Below are 19,939 nucleotides of genomic sequence, written 5' to 3' on the forward strand. Positions count from 1 at the left end.
ATCACCCTGTCCTTCATTGTTCCAAGATATAATATCTATAGATGTAATAGGTTTAACCTATAATGAGGGAAAAGCAAATAAACCACTGCTCTATGCAGAGGTTTCAATTGATAACAATTATCATTATCATATAAATCTTATACTACGTTCCAGCTTCTTCGCTGTCAATGCTTTTTATATTAAATAGAAAAAAAGCAGCCCTGATGCCAGGGCTGCGATGACTAATTCTCACCAGCTCTAGACGGTCCCGTCCACACACAGTACAAACGACGTATGAATAACCGAATGAAATAAATGAGACAACGGATCAGCAGATTGAGGTCTTGAAAAAAAGTACGATCGCTACCTCCCGTATTCCCCACATCTATCCATTCATTGCATTCCTGCCTCTGCTGGAAGTGAATTACTTCTTGTCCCCACTGCTTTAATAACGAAATTGTAGGCTTTGGCAGAATCTATGCCGTTTAAAGTATAGCTGTAACTTGTCTGACCGCTGACCGCCGACACATACAAGCTCCAATTCGTGCTGACTTTATCATTCTTCTCGTAAATCCGGTAACCTCGCACCGGCTCAGAGCTAGTTGCTGGCGCTTTCCACGAAAGAACTGCACGGTTCGCTGACTGTCTTACTGCGCTTGGATTTTCGACTATGCCTGGTTTGCCGTCCGTCCGTTTAATACTGTAAGCATCATAGACGGCAAGAGGTTTATCTTTAACTGCTGTGTAGGATGTAACTTTCAGCACGTCGCTTGTAATGGAAACATCCAGGAACATTTTCTTATTGGGCTGATCGTTTTTTGCTGCAAAAAACGTGTCTGCGTCTGGATTAAGAGCATAGAATTTCGAAGCGGCCGAGTTCCCCATTAGATACACGGTCCCTTTGGGATTCAGCACATTTCCATGCTCATCGGTAATGACATTCTTAATCGGAACGTTGTTCAGCATTTGAAAAGATCTCATATACATATGGTCATGTCCCTCAAACACCATATCCACACCCAGCTCATCAAATACAGGAATCAGATATTTCCGGTAAAATTCTACACGTTCGCTTTCTGCCGAAGCATTATCTCCTGAAGAATAAGCTCCCTTATGCATAGAGACGAATTTCCACTTCTTGTCGGTCCTTGCCACCTGATTCCGCATCCATTCCAATTGCTTCGTGAACTGAATATCCGCTTTGTACGGCTTGACCTCCCCTTCGTACTGGGAATTGATTTGCATAAACAGGGCATCGCCGTATTCGAAAGCATATACCGACCCGTCATGAGCACCAGTCCCCACATCTTTTGGAAGATTAAAATGGTTATAAAAATTATTATTCGGATAATCCTCGATCTCATGGTTGCCGATTATCGGCGCAAATGGTACATTGGCAAATTCTTTTTTCGGCACACCCAAGAACCACTGCCACAGCTGCTCCAGATCACCGTCATCCGTTAGATCCCCTGTAAGAAGAACAAACTTTGGATCTACCGTTTTCTCAATAGCTCTCTTAAAAGTATCCTGCCACAGATCGAAATTGGATTTACTTGAGCCTTGGGTGTCGGTTACATAGAGGAAATGGAAATCCTGATTATCCGCCTTGTCTGTGGTAAAAGAACCCGTCTCGCTCCAGCCGTCCACATCACCGTTACCGGCGCGATACATATACTTGGTTCCAGGCTTAAGACCGGTTGCAATAACCTTGTGGCTGGCGAACTTCTTATACTTCTTGGAACTTCTGTCTCCTAACGTCATTAAGGTTTCAATAATTGTTGAACTACCCTCATAAGAAGTTGCCAGCTGTTCTGGGAATTCGCTTCCTCCGGCTTTGGAGGCCTCCACTACTTGCACTACTGTACTTCTTACGGTTTCGGCCGTATACCAGTCAAAAGCGATACTTGTCTTGGGGTCCCCATTAAAAGTCATATTCAGCAGCGTTGGTGTTTTGTTGCCGGTATCCGGAGACTTCGTCTTAAAGCTCCAAGTAATATCGTTGTCCGGTGTCCGGCCGTCCCCAGTCCCCTTAACAAGTTCTTTAGGGATGGTCACCTTGTAAGTTTTGCCGGCAGTAAAATTAGGATGGCTGACTTTAACCGTGTCTTGACCGAGGGGCGAGGCAGAGATGTTGGTAAGAGGGACATTATTTTCTGTGATTACAACTTGATGACCACTAACGAGACTAATGGCTTTATTAAACTTCACTGTAATCTCTGCGTTAAGGGAAACATCTGAAGCCCCTGAAGCGGGAGTTTTATTTACCTCAAGTGTGGGAGTGTTCCCTGGTTCGCCGCTGATGCGTGTTCCTTTAATTACCACATCTTTGATTCTGCTTGAACCTGAGCTGGACACCGTTCCCCCGCTTACGCTTTTCGCAGAGTTTACCACCCAGCGGATATAGAGTACATCTTGATTGTTTGTTTCTGCAGGCAATGCGAGGTTCGTTAATTTGCAGGAATTATTGGAACAATTAAAATTGTTCTGGGCAAGAACCATTTTGCCGCCCGAAACATCTGTCCATTGCTGCTGATTCGTACTGTATTGCACCTTAAAATCCCTAGGTCCTGTACTTGAAGATGTTTGCTGTGAAGAGAGGTCGATACCTTCGAAACCTTTGGTCGAAACCGTGGCAAGCCAGTACTTAATGCCCGTTCCTTCATGCCAGCCCTGGTTGCGTACGCTGTTCTCACCTAACTCATAGGTGTATGCATCCGTATTTGTTCCTACATCACGAATGGATGAAGCTGTTTGATATATCCCGTCGGTAGCCGGAAATACTCCGTTCTCACCTTTGTCTTTAAAAATCCACTGGGCAATCGTTTCCTCAACTGCAGTTGCTTCACTTGCAAGATCTTCCTCATTTTCTTCCCTTCCTGCTGAGACAAAACCGGTCAGCTCCATGGCAAGCAGCAAACCTATAACCAATAGACTAATTACCTTGGAGAATCTGTTCTTGAGATAAGATTGGTTGTTGTCCATTCGCCTCATCTCCCTCATATTATTGGAGTTTCCAGTTGGTAACTTGAAGTACTGCCGAATCTGCGCCCTTCAGGTCTGTTTCTCCCATGTTCAGCAAATTGCTCCACTGCTTCACACGATTCTTTCCGTTAGGCGGAGAGTTGTAGTCATTCGTATCCACAATCTTGGTCCGTTCTTTATAGAATGTAGTCATGAAAGTCTTCTCATCCGTGCTGCCTCCTGATTTACCCAAAAGCCCTTGAAGGGTCTCAGAACCGCCGGTCGCTCCATGGTTCAGCGCTGCGTCCACGAAGGAACCAATCGTTAATGCCGAGTTAAAGCCGCGTTTGCGGGCCTGATCCACACTGTACTTAATATAAACATTGTAGAATGTTTTCCACATAGCCTCTCTCCACTCGGGATCATTTTGCAAATTGCCGATTTTTTTGCAGAAACTCTTTTCGCTTTCATTGATTTCGAGGATCTTCCCTTTCATCGAACCCTTGACACCGATCCGGGCCAATGCTCCCTTAACCGAAGGATTACTCGCGCCTTTGGCAGCGTCATATTCCTTGAACAGATCCGGACCGTCGGGACCGGTATCATTTGAGCCGCCTGTAGTCGCACCGAATATTCCAATCGTATATCCGCGGTTATCATCAATATCTTCACAATATCCGTAAAACTTGGTCCAGTTCAGATCGTCCTGCTCCGGTTTGTTGACAAGCATCATAATATTGTTCCACTGCTCACCATCCAGACCTGTGTTGGTACGTAAGAATTGAAGTGTTGCAGGGGAGAAATTAGAATTAGGGTTCCCTGCCGCATAACTTTTCTGCTGAGACGTATTGGACAGAGAGCCATAAGAAAAAATCATTGAAAAACTGAGCAGGAGCATCAATGAAAATTTCATCTTCTTGAAAACCTTACTGTTCGTTGAATTAAGCACCGCAATCTCTCCCTTAATTGAATAGTATAAGCGCTTTAACTTTTAGAAATAGGAACCCTATCCCCAAACCTATCCGCCCCCCTCCTTTTTTAACGATTAATAAATTCCACTCAAGCTTATCTCAGAAAAATTAACTATACAGCACGTATTTTCTTGTAATTATTAAATTTTCATACATATATTGCTATGAACCTTAGATCAAGTCTACAATCCTCTTAGGAGGTGCTGAATGAAGCCGGTATTTTATGAGTCTGCTCTTTTTGATGTCAGCCGCAAGAAACAGGTATACACCAGCATGCCTTCAAGACACTATCATGATGCTTATGAGATTCTGTATTTAATATCCGGGGATTTTTATTATTATATAGGCGATAGAACCTACCAGGTTGCGGGCGGAACACTGCTATTTATGGATATTCACGAAAGGCACAAACTGGTTAATTCAGGCTGCAATATGTATGAACGAGTTACACTGCTTTTTAAGAAAGAATTCCTGCAGCAATTCTGCACCCGCGGTCAATGTGAGGATCTGCTCGAATTGTTCAAAAGTGATTACCGTGCTTTGAAGATGACCGGAAAGGATCAGCATTTCATCGAACAGCTTTTTCAGAAGATGATCCAGGAAGGGAAAAAGCAAGCCCGCGGGTATGAACAATACCAACAAATATTATTGGTAGAGTTGCTCCTCTATCTTAACCGCAAACTATTTGACAGCCTTGTCGCTCCATTGGTGGAATCCAATCGTACACACAAGAAAGTCCTAGACATCGTTAATCATGTAAATCAACATTATATGGAACCGCTTAAGCTCTGTGAGATTTCACGGCAATTCGACATAAGCTCTTCCTACCTTTGCCGAACTTTTAAAGAATCCACCGGGTTCAGCTTCATTGAATATATCAATAACATCCGTATTAAAGAAGCTCGTGATTTGCTGGTGGGATCTTCTTTTAATGTTACTGAAATTGCGGGAATGGTTGGGTTTGATAACACTTCCCATTTTGGAAGAACCTTCAAATTAATGATGGGCATCTCGCCACTCTGCTTCCGCAAACAATTTAAATCTTAATAGCAAAATCACTGAAATACCAATCATTAAAGAAAATAAAATGCCCAATTCTTCAAAATCGGCAATGGATTCTGTAAGGCAATACGTTAGCGGATCCATCCATTACAATCACTCACTTTCCTCATCCCAATTCAAGTCGAAATTTCGTTTCCCAACCCAAGAACCCCTTATAAAAAAGGGGTTCTTGGGTTTATTTATGTAAAGCCCACTAGACTTATCTAATGGGCTTTCTCTGTGGAATCGCAAATAATAGTGATTTATAGAATTTGACCGCCCACCATCGTCCAGAGAACCTGAAATTCATCATCCAATAGGACCAGGTCGGCATCGAAACCAGAGGAAATTTCCCCCTTTTGTTGAAATCCAAGAATATTGGCCGGCGTATTTGAAGCCATCTGTACGGCATCTATCAAGGGAATTCCGGTTTCGACAGTATAACGTAAGGCTTCATTCATGGTAACTGTACTGGAGGCCAGTGTTCCATCCTCTAGTCTTGCAATGCCACCCGAAACCGTGACATGATGGCCTCCAAATAGATAATTCCCATCGCCCATACCCATTGCTTGTAAAGCATCTGTGATCAAGACCATTCCTTCCGGTCCTTTCAGGTTATGAATCAGTCGAATAATAGCAGGATGCAGATGGACATTATCCACAATAGCTTGAAGACTTACATGTTTCTCTTCAAAAGCAGCCACGATTAGACCCGGATCTCGATGATGGATCGGCCGCATGCCATTAAAACAATGCGTCACATGACTCGCACCTGATGCAAAGGCTTGTTTGGCTTCCTCATATGTGGCATCCGAATGAGCGATCGCTATAACTACTCCCTGTTCTTTCAAAAAGGAAATCAAGTCCATTCCTCCCGGCAGCTCGGGAGCAATAGTAACCATCTTAATGAGTGACCCTGCTTCCTGGAAAATGATCTTCATTTCTTCTATGTTGGGATGCCGCAAATACTTTTCATTCTGCATTCCTTTTCGCTTCGGGTTCAGATACGGTCCCTCTAAGTGAATCCCTGCGATCTTTGCTCCCACTTCTTGTCCTATTACACGCTTGACACTACGAATCATTTCCAGAAGATCCTCCATCGTAGAACTAACAGATGTAGCCAGAAATGAGGTACACCCCGTTAAAGCACATTGGCGTGAAACTTCTTGAATACTCTCTTCAGTACCGTCCATCATATCAAAGCCATTGGCACCGTGGATATGAACATCTATCATCCCAGGTACTAGCAAATGTCCTCTCCCATCAATCCGTTCATACTCCCCTTCTAGCGTAGGAAGATCACCTGTGTCTACCCTCATGATTTTCCCTTCAGAAATCCACACATTGGCTGATGGAACGATACGGTTGCGAAGTGCCATTTGTACATTATGCAAAATATAATCCATAAAAATCCTCCTCTTCCCGATGGTTATCAGTCTTGCTTTCGAACCTCTTCATTTTCTTCCTGACACTCAATAACAGTGATGTTCTTCTGATCCAGAACTTCTCTGATCTCACTCGGGAGTTCCTGATTTGTGACTAAAATGTCAACGAAATCAAAGTCCAGCCGATGAATAGATTTGCCAATAAATTTTGTATGATCGGCTACTACGATAACCTGATCAGATCTTCTGGCCATTTCTTTCTTTACCCGGGCATCTTCTTCATATGGATAATAAAGTCCATCAGACCGGATCGCCGATGCTCCGATGAAGGCTTTATCAGCACGAATTTCACTTAGTTTATCGATAATGGAAGAACCATATAAAAAGCGGTGCTTTACATTCAAGTAACCACCGAGAATATAGATTTGAAGATCCTCTCGATTGGACAAGATCCCTACGTTATCAATCGAGTGCGTGACCACCGTGCAATTTTTTGCGCTAATTTGTTCCGCTACAAATTGCACCGTGGTTGATACGTCTAAAATCACAGTCTCATGGTCTTGGATAAGTTTTGCCCCAAACTTCCCTATTTTTTTCTTACTCTCGGATTCATCAATCAAACGATCCTGATAAGACAGCATTTCTTTCTGTAACTCAGGTAACGATAGCCCCCCATGAGTTCGAATCACAACGCCTTCTTGTACTAATCTAACAATATCCCTTCGTGCAGTATCCCTTGATACTTCAAACAGCGTACATATATCTGTAACACTCATCGATTGGTGATGTTTCAAGTATTCGAGTATTTTTAACAATCTTTCCTCTTGATACACAATACATGCACCTCCTTTTAAGTAAGTATAAGTTTTATTTTTAATTTTTGCAAGTTATTATAAGTAAAACTTAAGTAAGTGCAAGTATTTATTCCTGACTGTTCAATAAAAAAGACGTTAGCCAGATGAATTTACATCCGTTAACGTCTTCATAAGTTAAGATTTACTGCTAAGAAAAAATTAATGAACGGATTTCGGAGCCATTTAGATGCAGCCGTATTCTTTTTTAGCATGGAATGATCAGCATTAGGCAAAAAGGCCACCGATAATAGATTTGATTGAGTATTCTGCCGATAAACAAGCTCTGTATTATTAACACCTACATTTAAGTTGTATCTGTCCAAAACGATCTTAAGTCCAATCGATTCTCAATAGGTTTTTTTAATGCTCGTTGCAGAATTGGACTTCACGCTTTTCACTCCCTTGGGATAGTTCTTTTTGTTATAGTTTTGCCTGTGTTGTATTAACTCTTTTAAGCAGTTTAAGCGTTTCAGTTAAACTAATCATTTCTTATTTGTAGTGATATAATAATGGCATAACGAAAGGAATGACGTGTGGATATGGAATTCAGACAACTTCAATATACGCTGCAGATTGCGGCAGAGCGGAATTTCTCCCGGGCAGCTGAGAAGCTGCACATTGCTCAGCCTTCTTTAAGTCAGCAGCTATCCAAACTTGAAAAGGAACTGGGCGTACTGTTATTTCAGCGTAATACCAGCACCGTGGAACTGACCCATGCAGGGGTGACTTTTGTAGAGCAGGCTCAGAAAATAATTGATGCAGTCGAGCTGCTAAGACAGGAAATGTCGGACATCTCCCAGCTGCGCAAAGGTAAAGTCGTTGTAGGCAGCATGCCGATCACTGGCTCCCACCTGCTTCCGCATGTGCTTCCCGCATTTCAGCAGGCCTATCCCGAGATTGAAGTAACCTTGCTGGAAGACTCCGGGCTGACGCTTGAAAAGTTGACGGCTAGTGGCAAGGCTGACTTAAGCCTGCTCTCGCTCCCATTGCAGGAGCCAAGCCTATCTTATGTAACGATTGGTGAAGAGCGAATTGACTTGGCGGTTCCCCCAAATCACCCTCTGGCACGCAGAGGAGATCCGGAGCATCCAGTTCCAGTACGGATGGAAGAGCTTCGAGATGAACCCTTTGTTGTGCTGAAGAAAGGACAAGGCTTCCGCAAACTTACATTTGATCTGTGTGAGGAAGCTGGGTTTGACCCCAATGTGGTATTTGAGAGTACAAATATTGAGACGGTGCAGTCACTGGTGGCTACAGGTATGGGGATTACACTGGTTCCGCGCTTTATTGCCCGTGCGCCCCGCAGTGAATTTGTTCCTGTTTACGTACCGCTAGCTGAGCCAACGCCCAGTCGTACCCTTGTAGTTGCATACCGCCAAGGACGGGTTCTCTCCAAAGCCGCGGAGGCATTCATTCATACTTTTCAACAAACCGTAGCCGAGCTCTCTCAAGGAGAATAATTGGACGGTCAGCGGAATAGCACGCCATACATGGCAACAAAATAAACAAAGGCTTGACCCATAAGGGCCAAGCCTTTGTTCTATACTCGTCTCCCGCATCCGCAGGATAAAGTTCTTACATGGTATTAGCAGTACATCATCGTTACAGTACAATGTTGCTAAATCATCATTGAATTGTTAACGTAAAAACGTACATATGAGAATTTCAAGTTTGGCGGTTTATTTTCGCAAATTACGTTCATTTGTCAGCCTGTTCTGTTGATTCACAAGGCGGCCTTCGTCCTGAACAGATTGTTCAGGTGGTGATAGCCCTCCTGCCCCATTCTCTAAGAATGGCCTCAAGTGATCTACCCTAGTGTTTTCCTGTTCCAGTCTCCTGAGCGTATCTTTCACATGGTTGTCCATTGATTGATCATCCTCCTTGGTGACGGGATAGTTATCATTACCCGCCTCCCGGATGAATAAACACTTTATTGGAAAATTACAGATTTTTATTTGCTGCCAAAATAAATGCCAGGTCTACGGTCTTCGAATACCGGAATACGGCCACGAACCTCATCCACAAGTGAAGGACGGATAATTCCGGTCACGATCTCTTCTCCTTCTCCGCCTTCAGCCACAATTTCACCCCAAGGATCAATAATGAGGGAATGCCCGAAAAATTCGGTGTCTCCGCTTTTCCCTACGCGATTGCAGGCAATAACGTACATCTGATTCTCAATGGCCCTTGCTGTAAGCAGTGTGCGCCAATGATGCAAGCGCGGGTTCGGCCATTCAGCGGGGACAATTAATGCTTTGGCTCCGTTCAAGGCAAGTGTTCGAGCAAGCTCAGGGAAACGGATATCGTAACAGATCGAAGCTCCAGCGGTGAGGCCGTTCTCCAATTCGAATATTTCCGGTTCTGCACCAGGCTGCAAATACTTCTCTTCATCCATCAGGCGGAACAAATGTAATTTATCGTAACGTGTCACCTGATTTCCTTCACTATTATAGGCGTACATTGTATTGAAGATTTGGCCATCACGTTTCTCCGCAATGGAACCGCCAACGATGGAGATTCGATGTTTTTGGGCAAAAGTCGCGAGCCACTCTCTTGATTTCTGGCCCTCCGGGTCAGCAAGCTCATGAATTTGTTCCAAAGCATATCCCGTATTCCACATCTCGGGCAGCACAGCCAATCCCAAGTCGGGAACCTGTTCTACCGCTCTTTCGAGCAAAGACTGCATATGTTTATGGTTGGCCTCAGGGTCTCCGATCTGAATATCGCCCTGAATCAGGGCTACACGCATTTCCCCTTGTTGTTGTTCTGTCATAACCAGCACTCCTCTGAACCGTAATACCTGTAATCATAGCTTGATCATTCAAACATCTGCAACCTGTTTTCGTTCTGAACTCCTACATAATAACTCGGGCAACAAAGTTAACAAACGGTTGCTCGTCAGTGCATCGCCCAAATTCCATGTTGTTTCTTCCACTTCGTACACCTGCCCCTTCTGCACGGCTGTAAGTGCTCGCCAGTTTGGACTCTGCATCAACTTCTCTGTGGCCTGCATTGCAATAACGTCTTCAGGAAGCAAGACAAATATATGGTCACCGGCATACTGACGAATCGCTTCTGACGAAATTTCCTTATACGCTCTGCCCGCGGCAAGCGCCTCCTTCACTTTCGTAACGGGTCTGAACCCCATCGGATGATACAAGAGCGAGGCCAGACCAATATTACCCATGACAAACAATCGTGCACCCCGATGATACGTGAATACGGACGCCGTTTCCCCCGGTTCAATTGAAGCATGAATCTTCATCCACATCTTTTCCATACGTTGCTGATAGGAGGAGAGCCATTGTCCAGCCTCTGATTGCTTGCCAAACCAGCTTCCCACCCTGCAAATCCGATCTTCCAGCGTTGCGTGAGAGTTGTATGCCAGTGTGGGTGCAATTCGGGAAAATTGCTCATATTGCTGTTCGTTAGTGCTATCGAAAATGATCAGGTCTGGTCTCATCCGGACTGCCTCTTCCACATTAACCGGGGCAACCGCATCATATGCCTGATCTCCTAACAGACCAATACCCAGCACTCGCAGATCTCCACCGGAATCACCATAAAACATAATTCGCTCCGGTCGTGCCGGAATATTCACATCATGACCCAACCAATCCTGAACCAGTGTTTGTTGCTGAATAGATCGGTCATATTGACGAGGCGATAATCCGGTCATTTGACGAAAACGCCTGCTAAAATAATACTCGTCCTTAAAGCCCACCCGGGTTGCTATATCCCGAAGCGGTTCATCGGATTTGCGCAGCCAATCCTTAGCATGTTTAATTCGTACATGGTTCACATAATCAAGCGGCTTGTGGCCGGTTAATTGTCTGAACAAGGTTGTATATTGCACGGGTCGGATAGCCGCAAGACGTGCCAGTTTCGTTACTGTGATTTCTTCAGCGTAATGGTCTTCTACATACTGAATCGTGCTGTGTAGTCTGGATTCCATGCTCTGCTCCGTTTTTGGAGAAGTGTACCGGGTGATGATCATCTCCATCCATCTCTGAAACTGTGCATTCAAATGGATATATTCGGCATCTGTTTGATAATCACGAATGGCATACAATTGCTCCAACAGTCCACTTAACGGGGCATAAGGATAGCCGTTCAATTGATTTCTATGTTCGAATACAGGGCGCGTATACTGTTCCGGATCTCCTGTCAATACATGAATAACATCAAATGATATCACCATATATTTTAATTCCATTCGGTTTCCATGTTCAATTTGGTACCCCTCGCCCGGAGAAAGCGGGTAAACACATCCGGTGGTAAAAGGAAACTGTTCATATCCTATGTATAAGCGACCTTCCCCTTCTTCGCAGATCAAAAATGTATGTTTATCGCATGCCACTTCCAGCATCACCTGTTCTGGTTGTTCAATTCGTTGTTCCAGATGATCCAGCCGAAACATGAATGCTGAAAAATACAACCCTCTCGCATCGGCATTCAAAGCCTGCATGGTGGTTCACCTCGTTCTTTAAAATGAGAATGATTATCATTAAATCTGTATGAACTGATTATAAGCGAGCTTTTGTCATTAATCCAGATCTGGCTGTAATCAGCAAAAAAAAGAGCTTTCAACGAAATGTTGAAGGCTCTTTTTTAGTCGGCATTTTCGTTCTTGTTCCAGTAAAATATTATGATTTATCAATCCATAAACGACTATTTAATCATCTGTTTCGGTAACTCTTTCAACAGCCATTCTCTTGAAGTTGCATCACTTGAAGCCTTAACCAGATCAAAGCGATATACTTTTCCTTCTTTTACAGCGGGCAAGTTCTTCCAGATCGGGCTATCCAGCAATTCTTTGGTGGACTGCTTCGCATCATCCGTTACTGGATTAAGTATAAATACGCGATCACCCGCTATTTCGGGCAGCTTTTCAGTAGAAATCTCTGCAAAGCCCATTCCTTCATCTAATACTTTCTGAATTTCCGCGGTTGGCTTCATGCCATCGGCTCCATATAACAACTGTGGCAATCCTGCTCCGGCCATCACAAACAGTCGATTACCAGGATACATAGTGAATACCGAAGCTGTTTCCCCTTCTTTCAGCCCATTCTCATGAAGCTGCTTCCACATCTCTTCCGTTGCTTTTTGATGGGCCGTGATCCAAGCTTCCGCTTCCGGCTTTTTGTTCAACAGATCGCCAAGAGTACGCATGCGGTCGTCCAATGAGGCAAATGAATCAAAGGTAACCGTTGGCGCAACCTTCGAGATTTGATCATATTGTGCCTGATCACTATTTGAGAAAATGATCAGATCAGGATTCAAGGTAAGCGCCTTTTCAACACTCATCGGGAAACCCACATCTTCCGCTTGGGCTACCTGATCATCATATACCGTTCCATCCTGACGAAGAATACCTACAGGTACAACGCCCAGCGCTAGCAAATCCCCTGTAACTTCACCATGATAAATCACGCGTTTTGGCGTAACCGGAACCTCAACTTCATGGCCTGTCCAGTCCTTGAACATCCGGGTTTCACCCTCACTGTTATCCGCGGATGCCGTCTGTTCCTGCTTGGACTGATCCCCATCTGTCTGTGTTTCATTAACCGTTTTGGAATCATCCGTTCCAGATGGAGTCTGATTTCCGCAAGCCAGCAGAAGAATGGACAACCATGTAACCGTCAATAATACTGCCGTATTTCGTATACCCTTTTTCATTTCTATTTCTCCCCCTAATAAGTGCTTCGTTCGTATTTACCAATGATATTGATTATCATTATCGAGTATTATCATAAAACAGGCTTTACCTAATCTCAATGGACAAAACGAAATCCCTCATTTCAGTTTTGTACAAAAACACAAATATAGGCTCCATTCAAGTATTCATGAAGTGTTTTCCCCCTATACAGCTCGGGATTGACGTGATAAATTAATGAGTACTATATTGCCATCTTTAATAACCGGAGTGATGTATAGCATGACTAATCAGCCTAAAGCATCGGGTCGTTCAGCCTTTACCATACCTACATCCGATGTAATGACACAGCTTCCTACACAATTTTTTGCTACTCTTGTTCAAAATGTAAACCGCGAAATCGCAAGTGGTCACGACGTGATTAACCTGGGTCAGGGTAACCCGGATACACCTACACCACCCCACATTGTTAAAACATTGCAGGAGTCGGCGGAGAACCCGCTCTATCACAAATATTCTCCTTTTAGCGGGCATGCTTTCCTGAAGGAAGCCGTTGCGAAGCGTTACAAGGAAGATTACAACGTGGACCTGGATCCCGAAACGGAAGTTGCTATTTTATTTGGTGGAAAAACGGGCTTGGTCCAGTTGCCTCAAGTATTGCTCAATCCTGGCGACGTATGTCTCGTACCTGATCCAGGTTATCCGGATTATTGGTCCGGTGTGGCACTGGCGAAAGCGCACATGTCTTTTATGCCACTGCTAGAGTCCAATGCATTCCTGCCTGATTATGAAGCAATCTCTACCGAGGATCGGGAGAAGGCCAAGCTGATGTTCCTGAACTATCCCAACAATCCAACATCGGCAACCGCCCCGCTTTCCTTCTATGAAGATACGGTAGAGTTCGCCATTCAAAATAAAATCGTCGTAGCCAGCGACTTCGCCTATGGTGCAATTGGATTCGATGGACATCGTCCAGTAAGCTTTTTGCAGGCAACAGGTGCCAAAGAAGTGGGCATTGAGTTCTACACGTTATCCAAAACCTACAATATGGCGGGTTGGCGCGTCGGATTTGCTCTGGGCAATGCGGAGATCATCTCCAAAATCAATCTGCTGCAGGATCATATCTACGTGAGTCTCTTCGGAGGCATCCAGGCCGCTGCTGCTGCGGCACTGACATCTTCCCAGGAATGTGTCACTTCACTGGTTGCACGTTATGAATCACGTCGCGATGCTTTCTATGATGCACTCTCATCCATCGGCTGGCAGGCCCCTAAACCGGGAGGTTCCTTCTTTAGCTGGCTGCCTGTACCTGCGGGCTTTACTTCTGCTTCATTTGCCGACGTGTTACTACGTGAAGCAAAAGTCGCGGTAGCACCGGGTATCGGTTTTGGTTCACATGGTGAGGGCTATGTGCGCGCAGGACTGCTAAGTGATGAAGATCGATTAAGGGAAGCAGCGGAGCGGATTGGCAAGTTGAATTTATTCAAGTAATTTACAGGTGTATAACCCCTTTGCATCTGCCAAGTTTCCATGGTATGTTATAAGGAAATATTGAACGAAACGTGATGACGGGACCAGTACGAGAGGATCAGCCGCGCCCAGAGAGTAAATTCCATCGGGCTGCAAGAATTTACCGCGGCTTCTCTCCGAAACCTACCCCTGAGCGGCCTGTGATGCACAGGACAGTGCCTTCTGTTACAGGGCATGAAGCCGGATGATCCAATCATCAATAAAGGTGGTACCGCGGAAGTAACGAACTTTCGTCCTTTTTAACTAAAAGGGCGGGAGTTTTTTTTGTACCCAACGGTCTGCTCCAGGGTCAATCATTAATATTGTTTAAGGAAGTGAAAACATGACCTCACGTATTGTAGTTAAGATCGGAAGCAGTTCGCTTACTACGGAAGAAGGCGGGCTTGATCGAAGTGCCATTACTTTTTTTGCCGGAGAAATTGCTGCCTTGGCCGAACAGGGCCATGAGGTTCTTCTGGTCACTTCGGGAGCGGTAGCTGCCGGATTCCGGGAGATCGGTTACCCTCAGCGTCCCAAGCAGTTGCATGAAAAACAAGCTGCAGCGGCTGTTGGGCAAGCTTTGTTGATGCAGGCATATCAACAGGCTTTTGCAGCGCACCGCGTTACTACAGCACAAATTCTGCTCACCCGTACCGACTTTCACAGCCGGAAACGTATGGGCAATGCGGGCATGACGGTAGAAGAACTGCTCAAACAGCGCGTCATTCCGATCTTTAACGAGAATGATACCGTATCTGTCGATGAATTAAAGTTCGGAGATAACGATCTCCTGTCAGCTCTGGTAGCGAATCTGGTCAAGGCACAGCATCTGGTCATTCTTACAGATACCAACGGTCTGTACACGGCCGATCCACGAAAAGATCCGTCTGCGTTTCGTTATGACCGTATCCCCGAAATTACGGCAGAAATTTACGCCTATGCTGGCGGTTCTGGATCATCCGTAGGTACAGGCGGCATGCGATCCAAGGTAGATGCAGCCAAAGTGGCAACGCGTGGAGGCGTGCCTGTCTTTGTGGGAAGTGTGAAGGAACCTGGAGATATGCAAAAAGCGGTTGATGGCACTGGAAAAGGAACGTATTTCGAGACTCGCCTTGCCGCGCTCTCTCGTAAAAAGCAATGGCTTGGCTTCATGTCTACTCCGCTCGGTACCGTCGTTGTGGATAATGGTGCCGAAGAAGCACTCGTCCATGGTGGTCATAGTCTCCTGCCTGTAGGCGTCAAACGTGTGCTGGGTACCTTCCATGCCGGAGATGTTGTAGAGGTGCTGGGTATGGATGAAACCTTGCTCGGTCGTGGTATCGTCAATTATGATGATGACCAGCTACGGCTCATTGCAGGACTGCCAAGTGGCGAAGTAATGAAGCAGTTGAACAGCATCCATCGACTTGAGGTTATTCATCGGGACGAGTGGATTACGTTAAAATAGAAAACCTCTAATCCTACCGAGTGTACTTCTCAGGATCATATGATACAGCTATTAAATATTCTTTTGTTTCCACTTTATATATGGGAGGAATTTATGATGAGTGAAGTCAGGGAAAAAGCGAGCAAGGCTCAAGCCGTGGTTCCACAGCTGAATCGACTGAGCACAGAACAAAAAAATAACGCCCTGCTGGTCATGGCAAACGCATTGATTGCCCAATCGGATTCCATTATAGTAGCAAACGCTGACGATCTGGAACGTGGCAAACAGCAAGGTACGCCAGAATCGATGCTGGATCGCCTCGCTTTAAATAAGGAGCGTATCGCCGGTATCGCAGAAGGACTGCGTCAGATCGTGGAGTTGCAGGACCCTGTGGGCGAAGTGCTGGAGACTTTCACTCGTCCGAACGGATTGCATGTTGAAAAATTGAGAGTGCCCATCGGTCTAATCGGCATCATTTACGAGGCACGTCCAAATGTTACAGTAGATGCTGCCGGACTTTGCCTCAAAACAGGTAACGCTGTACTGCTACGAGGCGGCTCCTCGGCCCTCTCCTCCAATCGCAAAATTGTGGAGGTACTCCATCAGGCACTGGCAACAACAGATATGCCAGCTGATGCATTGCAGCTTGTTGAGGATGCAGACCGTTCCTCCGTGGACGAAATGCTCAAGTTAAATGGACTGCTCGATGTCATCATCCCACGCGGCGGCGCTTCACTTATCCGCAATGTGGTCGCCAATGCAACAGTGCCTGTGATCGAAACCGGTGCAGGTATCTGTCATACTTATGTGGATGAATCTGCTGATCCAGTCATGGCAGCGGAGATTGCCGTTAATGCCAAGGCACAGCGTCCATCCGTATGCAACTCCATGGAAACCTTGTTGCTGCACGCTGTATTCGCGGAGCAGCATCTGCCGGCTCTGGCTGAACAACTCCGTGAGGCGAATGTCCTGTTGAAGGGTTGTGACACGGTCCGCCGTCTCGTTCCCTCTGCCCTTTCTGTGACGGAAGAAGATTATGCGACAGAGTACAATGATTATATTTTAAATATTCGTGTAGTTCAGAACCTGGATGAAGCGATGGAGCATATCGCCCGTTATGGCACAAAGCATTCAGAGTGTATCGTCACCAAGGATACCAGCAATGCAGAACGTTTTTTACATGATGTCGATGCGGCTGCTGTATACCATAATGCTTCTACTCGTTTCACAGACGGATTTGAATTCGGTTATGGAGCCGAAATTGGGATCAGTACCCAGAAGCTGCATGCTCGTGGACCTATGGGTCTGCCTGCATTAACGTCAACCAAATACCGTATCACTGGAAATGGACAAATCCGGCAATAATATCGCAGCTACAGTTATATAGGAGGAACGATAAATATGAGTCAAGAACAACAGACGTTATTACAACAGAAGATTACATTTCACGGAGCAGGTGCGATGGCTGAAGCCATCGTGCGCGGATTAATTTCCCGCCTTGTCGTTCGTCCTCAGGATATTACGATGCTGAACCGCAGCAACCAGAAACGTCAGGAGGAGCTCAGTACCCGTTATGCCGTACATACCGGAACTGCTGCACAATCGCTGGATCATCTCTCCGCTTCTCCCGTTATTGTACTCTGCATGAAACCGAAGGATGCTGCCGCAGCGCTGCGTCAACTTGGGCCGCTCCTGTCTCCGGATCAATTAATCGTCTCCGTTATTGCCGGATTATCGATCCGTACGATGCAATCCCTGCTGGGACGCAAGCAACCGATCGCCCGCACCATGCCGAATACGTCCAGTACAATCGGGCTTGGAGCAACCGGACTTGCCTTCTCTGAAGAGATTACGGATGAACAGCGCAGTACAGTCATGACGATGTTCGAAGCTGTCGGAATCGTGACCATTGTGCCTGAAGATAAACTCGAAGTGCTCACAGGTATTTCCGGAAGTGGTCCGGCTTATGTATACTATTTGATGGAGGCCATGATTGCCGCAGGTATTCGTGGCGGCTTATCCAGCCAACAATCCCGCGATCTGACTGTTCAGACCGTGCTGGGTGCTTCTCGCATGGTACAACAGACTGGCCTAGAGCCAATGAAACTCCGTAGTGATGTGACCTCCCCGGGAGGTGCAACCCAGGCAGCACTAAAAACGCTGGACGAGGGAGATTTCTTTGAAAATGTAATCGCAGCCGTCAACCGCTGTGCAGAGCGCTCACGGGAGATGGGAGCTGCTTTGGAAGGAGATTTAAAATGAATACTATGTGCACAGCCACATATCGTCTGCATGATGATCGTGCAGACTTCCGCAAGAAGGCTGAGTCCATTGCTGTCGGCATGACTGTTGGCAGTTGGACCGAATTGCCTCAGGCCAAGCGTGAGGCGATGCAGAAACATCTGGGTGAGGTCATCAGCGTTGAGGTGCATGAAGCTGAGGGCATGGCCCCAGGTGAGCGTTACGCCGATATTACCATTGGTTATCCGGATGTAAATTTCAGCCGTGATATTCCTGCCCTGCTCGTGACGGTCTTTGGCAAAATCTCAATGGATGGACGCATCAAACTGACACGGCTTGGATTCTCAGACGGCTTCCTCAGCGCATTCCCCGGTCCCAAGTTTGGACTGAACGGTGTTCGTGATCTGCTAGGTGTACATGATCGTCCATTGTTAATGAGTATCTTTAAATCAGTTATTGGACTGGATGCAGACGAACTGAGGGAACAGTTTATTCGCCAAGCTCTTGGTGGAGTAGACTTAATTAAAGACGATGAAATTCTGTTTGAGAACAAACTGACTCCGATTGAGAAAAGAGTCGAGGTCTGCATGAAAGCTGCGGAACAGGCACGCAAGGAGACGGGTAAGAAACTTCTTTATGCCGCAAATTTGACTGGACCTACATCACGCCTGAAACAACAGGCTGAACGTGCGATAGGTGCAGGAGCAAATGCGCTGTTGTTCAATGTCTTGTCTTACGGATATGACGTGCTGCACGAACTAAGCAGTGATCCGGACATCAACGTGCCGATCATGGCTCACCCTGCGCTTGCAGGTGCACTCTATCCTTCACCACACTATGGAATCTCGGCTTCCGTCCTGCTGGGACAGCTGATGCGACTTGCCGGAGCGGATCTGGTTCTCTTCCCTTCCCCTTACGGATCGGTGACGATGCCGAAGGAAGAGAATATGGCCATTACAGAACAATTGCTGTCACCTGAGCTTCCGGTCAGAACCAGCATGCCTGTGCCTTCGGCTGGTATACATCCAGGGCTTGTACCTCTTATTCTGCGTGACTTCGGCACCGATGTCATCGTTAATGCCGGCGGAGGTATTCATGGACATCCCATGGGCACTGAGGCAGGCGGACGGGCATTCTTGCAGGCTATCGAGGCAGCCCAGCGTTCCATTCCACTGGCAGAGTATGCAGTCGAACATCCCGAACTGAAAAGTGCACTGGATCTGTGGGGTGGCGAACGATGAGAAGTGATAAAAAAACGGTCATTTTCTGTGATTTCGATGGCACGATCACCCTTTCGGACAATATCGTAGCGATTATGAAACATTTTAAACCCGAAGGTATTGAAGCAATTATGAAAGACACGATTGAACAGCGAATTTCGCTCCGCGAAGGTGTGGGAGCGATGTTCGCTCTGTTGCCTTCTTCGCAGAAAGATGAGATTGTGGAATTTGTACTTGGACAGGCTGGCATCCGAGAAGGGTTCAGCGAATTTCTTGCATACGTTCGGGACGAGGGCATTGAATTCAATGTCACCAGCGGCGGAATGGACTTTTTTATCGAGCCTTTGCTCGCTCCATTCGATATTCCACAGGATCACGTTTATTGCAATGGGGCAGATTTCACAGATGAATTTATACGTATTGAATGGCCTAATCCATGTCAGCCTCCTTGTGAGAACGGATGCGGCATGTGTAAAACGACGGTTATTCGTACATTCCCGGAAGAACAATATAATCGTATCCTCATTGGAGACAGTCTAACGGATTTTGAAGGTGCCAAAATCGCTGATCTTGTCTACTCCCGTTCTATTCTGACGGATAAGTGTATAGAGCTGGGTGTGGATCATGTCCCATTCACAACCTTCTACGATATTATGGAAGATATGAAACAGAAGCAAACACAAGGAGTGCTGTAAA

16 protein-coding genes are annotated in these 19,939 nt (G+C 45.9%); 8 read left to right on the plus strand and 8 right to left on the minus strand.

The genetic code is table 11. The annotated features are described in order from the left end of the window. Positions 1-372: 372 nt before the first annotated feature. Together PTQ21_RS25175 and PTQ21_RS25180 are read right to left on the minus strand one after the other, a co-directional pair. Positions 373-2,961, minus strand: a complete 2,589-nt coding sequence (locus PTQ21_RS25175) for a metallophosphoesterase (RefSeq protein ID WP_274567518.1) — start codon at positions 2,959-2,961, stop codon at positions 373-375. 19 nt (positions 2,962-2,980) lie between these two features. After that, positions 2,981-3,817: a chitosanase gene (locus PTQ21_RS25180; protein WP_256337919.1), complete on the minus strand. Its 837-nt coding sequence runs from the start codon at positions 3,815-3,817 to the stop codon at positions 2,981-2,983. Positions 3,818-4,118: 301 nt separating this feature from the next. Between PTQ21_RS25180 and PTQ21_RS25185 the strand changes: the two genes are divergently transcribed. Beyond that, positions 4,119-4,958: an AraC family transcriptional regulator gene (locus PTQ21_RS25185; RefSeq protein ID WP_274567519.1), complete on the plus strand. Its 840-nt coding sequence runs from the start codon at positions 4,119-4,121 to the stop codon at positions 4,956-4,958. A gap of 257 nt (positions 4,959-5,215) precedes the next feature. Here PTQ21_RS25185 and nagA read toward each other — a convergent pair whose 3' ends face one another. Continuing rightward, on the minus strand, positions 5,216-6,358 hold the full coding sequence (nagA, locus tag PTQ21_RS25190) for an N-acetylglucosamine-6-phosphate deacetylase (RefSeq protein WP_063566818.1): 1,143 nt from the start codon (positions 6,356-6,358) through the stop codon (positions 5,216-5,218). A gap of 26 nt (positions 6,359-6,384) precedes the next feature. Further along, positions 6,385-7,170: a DeoR/GlpR family DNA-binding transcription regulator gene (locus PTQ21_RS25195; protein ID WP_176854453.1), complete on the minus strand. Its 786-nt coding sequence runs from the start codon at positions 7,168-7,170 to the stop codon at positions 6,385-6,387. 560 nt (positions 7,171-7,730) lie between these two features. Between PTQ21_RS25195 and PTQ21_RS25200 the strand changes: the two genes are divergently transcribed. Continuing rightward, positions 7,731-8,651: a LysR family transcriptional regulator gene (locus PTQ21_RS25200; RefSeq protein WP_064636917.1), complete on the plus strand. Its 921-nt coding sequence runs from the start codon at positions 7,731-7,733 to the stop codon at positions 8,649-8,651. A 219-nt stretch (positions 8,652-8,870) separates the two neighbouring features. Here the strand turns inward: PTQ21_RS25200 and PTQ21_RS25205 are convergent, their stop codons facing one another. The 4 genes from PTQ21_RS25205 to PTQ21_RS25220 form a co-directional block, all read right to left on the minus strand. Further along, positions 8,871-9,056 carry a hypothetical protein gene (locus PTQ21_RS25205; protein ID WP_274567520.1) on the minus strand — a complete coding sequence of 62 codons (186 nt, stop codon included), beginning with the start codon at positions 9,054-9,056 and terminating at the stop codon, positions 8,871-8,873. A gap of 86 nt (positions 9,057-9,142) precedes the next feature. Further along, positions 9,143-9,964 carry a carbon-nitrogen family hydrolase gene (locus PTQ21_RS25210; RefSeq protein WP_076288978.1) on the minus strand — a complete coding sequence of 274 codons (822 nt, stop codon included), beginning with the start codon at positions 9,962-9,964 and terminating at the stop codon, positions 9,143-9,145. 48 nt (positions 9,965-10,012) lie between these two features. Further along, positions 10,013-11,659, minus strand: a complete 1,647-nt coding sequence (locus PTQ21_RS25215; protein WP_274567521.1) for an ABC transporter substrate-binding protein — start codon at positions 11,657-11,659, stop codon at positions 10,013-10,015. Positions 11,660-11,862: 203 nt separating this feature from the next. Then, positions 11,863-12,870: an ABC transporter substrate-binding protein gene (locus PTQ21_RS25220; protein WP_274567522.1), complete on the minus strand. Its 1,008-nt coding sequence runs from the start codon at positions 12,868-12,870 to the stop codon at positions 11,863-11,865. Positions 12,871-13,129: 259 nt separating this feature from the next. Between PTQ21_RS25220 and PTQ21_RS25225 the strand changes: the two genes are divergently transcribed. The 6 genes from PTQ21_RS25225 (at position 13,130) to PTQ21_RS25250 (ending at position 19,938) form a co-directional block, all read left to right on the plus strand. After that, complete coding sequence (locus PTQ21_RS25225; protein WP_274567523.1) at positions 13,130-14,338, plus strand: pyridoxal phosphate-dependent aminotransferase; 1,209 nt, start codon at positions 13,130-13,132, stop codon at positions 14,336-14,338. A gap of 361 nt (positions 14,339-14,699) precedes the next feature. Further along, positions 14,700-15,803 carry a glutamate 5-kinase gene (gene proB / locus PTQ21_RS25230; protein WP_063566812.1) on the plus strand — a complete coding sequence of 368 codons (1,104 nt, stop codon included), beginning with the start codon at positions 14,700-14,702 and terminating at the stop codon, positions 15,801-15,803. A 96-nt stretch (positions 15,804-15,899) separates the two neighbouring features. After that, the gene (locus tag PTQ21_RS25235; RefSeq protein WP_274570571.1) at positions 15,900-17,147 is read left to right on the plus strand and encodes a glutamate-5-semialdehyde dehydrogenase; all 1,248 of its coding nucleotides are present in this window, start codon (positions 15,900-15,902) and stop codon (positions 17,145-17,147) included. A gap of 36 nt (positions 17,148-17,183) precedes the next feature. Continuing rightward, the gene (proC, locus tag PTQ21_RS25240) at positions 17,184-18,044 is read left to right on the plus strand and encodes a pyrroline-5-carboxylate reductase (protein ID WP_064636898.1); all 861 of its coding nucleotides are present in this window, start codon (positions 17,184-17,186) and stop codon (positions 18,042-18,044) included. Next, positions 18,041-19,264, plus strand: a complete 1,224-nt coding sequence (locus tag PTQ21_RS25245) for a 2,3-diketo-5-methylthiopentyl-1-phosphate enolase (RefSeq protein WP_072733402.1) — start codon at positions 18,041-18,043, stop codon at positions 19,262-19,264. Before proC ends, PTQ21_RS25245 begins: the two co-directional genes overlap by 4 nt. Then, positions 19,261-19,938, plus strand: a complete 678-nt coding sequence (locus PTQ21_RS25250) for a 2-hydroxy-3-keto-5-methylthiopentenyl-1-phosphate phosphatase (protein ID WP_072733403.1) — start codon at positions 19,261-19,263, stop codon at positions 19,936-19,938. The genes PTQ21_RS25245 and PTQ21_RS25250 overlap by 4 nt, the downstream gene beginning before the upstream one ends. Position 19,939: the final 1 nt, after the last annotated feature.

Source organism: Paenibacillus marchantiae (assembly GCF_028771845.1).
GTDB classification, from domain to species: Bacteria; Bacillota; Bacilli; order Paenibacillales; family Paenibacillaceae; genus Paenibacillus; species Paenibacillus marchantiae.

Bases quoted from the DNA above. Each gene is read 5' to 3' on its own strand.
- PTQ21_RS25210 (WP_076288978.1), bottom strand. From the start codon at position 9,964: ATGACAGAACAACAACAAGGGGAAATGCGTGTAGCCCTGATTCAGGGC.
- PTQ21_RS25215 (WP_274567521.1), bottom strand. From the start codon at position 11,659: ATGCAGGCTTTGAATGCCGATGCGAGAGGGTTGTATTTTTCAGCATTC.
- nagA (WP_063566818.1), bottom strand. From the start codon at position 6,358: ATGGATTATATTTTGCATAATGTACAAATGGCACTTCGCAACCGTATC.
- proB (WP_063566812.1), top strand. From the start codon at position 14,700: ATGACCTCACGTATTGTAGTTAAGATCGGAAGCAGTTCGCTTACTACG.
- PTQ21_RS25185 (WP_274567519.1), top strand. From the start codon at position 4,119: ATGAAGCCGGTATTTTATGAGTCTGCTCTTTTTGATGTCAGCCGCAAG.
- PTQ21_RS25180 (WP_256337919.1), bottom strand. From the start codon at position 3,817: ATGATTTTTTCTTATGGCTCTCTGTCCAATACGTCTCAGCAGAAAAGT.
- PTQ21_RS25200 (WP_064636917.1), top strand. From the start codon at position 7,731: ATGGAATTCAGACAACTTCAATATACGCTGCAGATTGCGGCAGAGCGG.
- PTQ21_RS25175 (WP_274567518.1), bottom strand. From the start codon at position 2,961: ATGGACAACAACCAATCTTATCTCAAGAACAGATTCTCCAAGGTAATT.
- PTQ21_RS25235 (WP_274570571.1), top strand. From the start codon at position 15,900: ATGAGTGAAGTCAGGGAAAAAGCGAGCAAGGCTCAAGCCGTGGTTCCA.
- PTQ21_RS25220 (WP_274567522.1), bottom strand. From the start codon at position 12,870: ATGAAAAAGGGTATACGAAATACGGCAGTATTATTGACGGTTACATGG.
- PTQ21_RS25250 (WP_072733403.1), top strand. From the start codon at position 19,261: ATGAGAAGTGATAAAAAAACGGTCATTTTCTGTGATTTCGATGGCACG.
- PTQ21_RS25225 (WP_274567523.1), top strand. From the start codon at position 13,130: ATGACTAATCAGCCTAAAGCATCGGGTCGTTCAGCCTTTACCATACCT.
- proC (WP_064636898.1), top strand. From the start codon at position 17,184: ATGAGTCAAGAACAACAGACGTTATTACAACAGAAGATTACATTTCAC.
- PTQ21_RS25245 (WP_072733402.1), top strand. From the start codon at position 18,041: ATGAATACTATGTGCACAGCCACATATCGTCTGCATGATGATCGTGCA.
- PTQ21_RS25205 (WP_274567520.1), bottom strand. From the start codon at position 9,056: ATGGACAACCATGTGAAAGATACGCTCAGGAGACTGGAACAGGAAAAC.